The organism is Xanthomonas sp. AC360 (assembly GCF_979258225.1).
In genome coordinates, this window is record NZ_OZ409846.1 from 3,345,123 (window position 1) to 3,347,534 (window position 2,412).

Sequence of the window (2,412 nt, forward strand, 5' to 3'; positions counted from 1 at the left end):
CATCAACAACAACTGGAGGCGTACGTGACGGAAAACAGCAGCAACCTCAAGCTTGCCGAGCGGATATTCACGGCACCCGCGGAGGCTTTTCGCACGTTGCCTCCCGGCTATTCCTGGGCCGTGCCATTCCTTGCGGTGCTGGGCCTCAGCCTGGCGGCGTGGGTGTTCTATTACCTGCGTGTGGATATTGCTTGGTTGGCCGATCATCAGGTGAACCTGCTGGGCAAGGATCTGACCGAGGAAGAGGCCGAGAGCGCACGTAGCATGTTGGGACGCGGCTTCCAGCTAACCATGGCGATCGGGACCGTGCTGGTGCTGGTGCCGGGCGCTTACGTGTTGCAGGCGTTGTACTTCAATGCCGTGGGCGCGCTGCAGGGCGACAGCAAGGGCTTCCGTCAGTGGTTCTCCTTCGTGTCCTGGACCTCGCTGCCGACGGTGCTGGTGCTGCTGGCGATGATTGCATACGTGGCCGCCAGCGGCGATCGCCTGGCTACGGAAGAGTTGAATCTGCTGTCTGTAGATGGCCTGTTGTTGCGCCTGCCGGCGGAGTCGCCGTGGAAGGTGATGCTCTCTAATATTTCGATTGCCACTATATGGTCGATTGCCTTGATGATCGTGGGATACAGGCTGTGGGTGGGGGCATCGCTGCTCAAGTCAGCCGTGATCGTGCTTGCGCCGTATCTGCTTGTGTACGGCGTCTGGGCGTTCTTCATCGTGCGTTGATATCGCCGCAACCGCAACCGCTGCCGCTCGTACGGGCGGCGGTATTTTGAATGTATGTCATGGCGCATGCATTATTGCGGCATTGTTAAGAGATAAGACTGGTGGATGCGATTGTGAGACGAATCTTCTGTGCTAATCTCGATTATCAAGCGTCGTGTTCTATCGATGCGCAACTGAAGCAGTAGCAGTATCGGCAGTTTGATTTGTTTCCATTCCGGGGATCATGGCCGCAGAGGATACAGCGGTCCAGGCGATGATCCGGTGCAGTGAATTCACAGTCTTGGAAGGCTAATGATTTCTGCGATCGATACCAGCAACAGCTGTTCAAGTACCCTGCGTCTGGTTGCATTCTGCAGCCTGAATCCGCACGTTTCCGTTTCGTCACGATCGGTGATCGCCGTTGTTTGCGACCGTCGCGCTGGGGCTCCGGCTCTGTGCTGTTTGCAAAGATTTCAGCGCGAGCGGTAGTGGTTTTGGCTTGCGCTTTCGATTGGGTGTTCTAAGTTGCCGTGGTGTCCCTGAGCTCACGTTGATGGGTTAAGGGAGCGTGTGCCTACCCGGTGCAAGATCCGCATGAAAGGGGAATGCATGGAGCAGTCTGTAATGGATGACAGCAGGTGGATGCATGCGCTCGAGCCTGTGGCGGTGGGTACCGTGCGTCTGTTCTGTCTGCCGTATGCCGGTGGCGGCGTGTCCATCTATCGGCAGTGGTCCAGGCTGCTTTCCCATCGGTTGAGTGCCGTGCCGTTGCGCCTACCGGGACGTGAGATGCGCATCCTCGATGCACCGATCGATACTCTCGACCGTATGCTGGATGCGCTCGTTGCGGTGCTCCGGCCGCACGTGCACCAGCCGTATGCATTGTTCGGGCACAGCATGGGCGCATTGATTGCTCATGAGCTGGCCCAGCGACTGCGTTCGGAAGGCACCGCGCTGCCGATCCTGTTGGGCGTCTCTGGCCGGCAGGCGCCGCATATTCCAAATCCTGCAGGTTGGGAAACGGTGCGCGGGGTGAGCGATGCGCGTTTCATCGAGATCCTTGCACGTATCAATGCCTCTACCGAAACCGTACTAGCCAATCCCGCCTTGTACGAGCTGCTGATGCCGACGCTACGTGCGGACTTCAATCTGTGCGAGGACTACCGGGCGCGTCCGCCGCGTCCCTTGCCGATGCCGATCATCGCCTTCGGTGGAACGCACGATCCCTCCGTTTCACTGCAGGCGGTCGGCGAATGGTCGCAGCACACCACGGCGGGATTCAGCATGAATGCCATTGATGGCGACCACTTCTTCATTAACAGCCACGCCACACAGGTTTGTCGTGCCATCGAACAGTACCTGTTCAAGGGCGCGGCGGCGTACGCGGGGTTGAGTCAGGAAGCAGAAGCAGCTTCATCTAATGCGTGATTTTCATCCCTAGTCCATCCGTGGAGGCAACATGAACGCTGAAGTTGAATATTTCGTAGTGATCAACGATGAAGAGCAGTACTCGATCTGGCCATCGTTCCGCGAGGTGCCGCTGGGTTGGTACAAGGAGGGCAAGGCCGGTACGAAGCAGGAGTGTCTGGACCACATCGAGCAGGTCTGGAAGGACATCACGCCTAAGAGCGTGCGTGAAGCCATTGCCGCCGCGCGTGAGTCCACGCCGGCGCTCTGAAACTCTCCTCTCGTCGCAGCCGAGGTCTTTCG

Annotated in this window: 3 protein-coding genes; all 3 read left to right on the forward strand. The window is 58.4% G+C overall.

Features of this window, described 5'->3' with window-relative positions; all coding sequences use genetic code 11:
* Nucleotides 1-24: 24 nt before the first annotated feature.
* Nucleotides 25-723: a YIP1 family protein gene (locus tag ACZZ0O_RS14540; protein ID WP_161556243.1), complete on the forward strand. Its 699-nt coding sequence runs from the start codon at nt 25-27 to the stop codon at nt 721-723.
* A 603-nt stretch (nt 724-1,326) separates the two neighbouring features.
* Complete coding sequence (locus ACZZ0O_RS14545; protein WP_463591102.1) at nt 1,327-2,130, forward strand: thioesterase II family protein; 804 nt, start codon at nt 1,327-1,329, stop codon at nt 2,128-2,130.
* A gap of 31 nt (nt 2,131-2,161) precedes the next feature.
* Nucleotides 2,162-2,380, forward strand: a complete 219-nt coding sequence (locus tag ACZZ0O_RS14550; RefSeq protein ID WP_463591103.1) for an MbtH family protein — start codon at nt 2,162-2,164, stop codon at nt 2,378-2,380.
* Nucleotides 2,381-2,412: the final 32 nt, after the last annotated feature.

Excerpts from the sequence above, each read along its gene's own strand:
- ACZZ0O_RS14550 (WP_463591103.1), top strand. The coding sequence starts at position 2,162 with ATGAACGCTGAAGTTGAATATTTCGTAGTGATCAACGATGAAGAGCAG.
- ACZZ0O_RS14545 (WP_463591102.1), top strand. The coding sequence starts at position 1,327 with ATGGATGACAGCAGGTGGATGCATGCGCTCGAGCCTGTGGCGGTGGGT.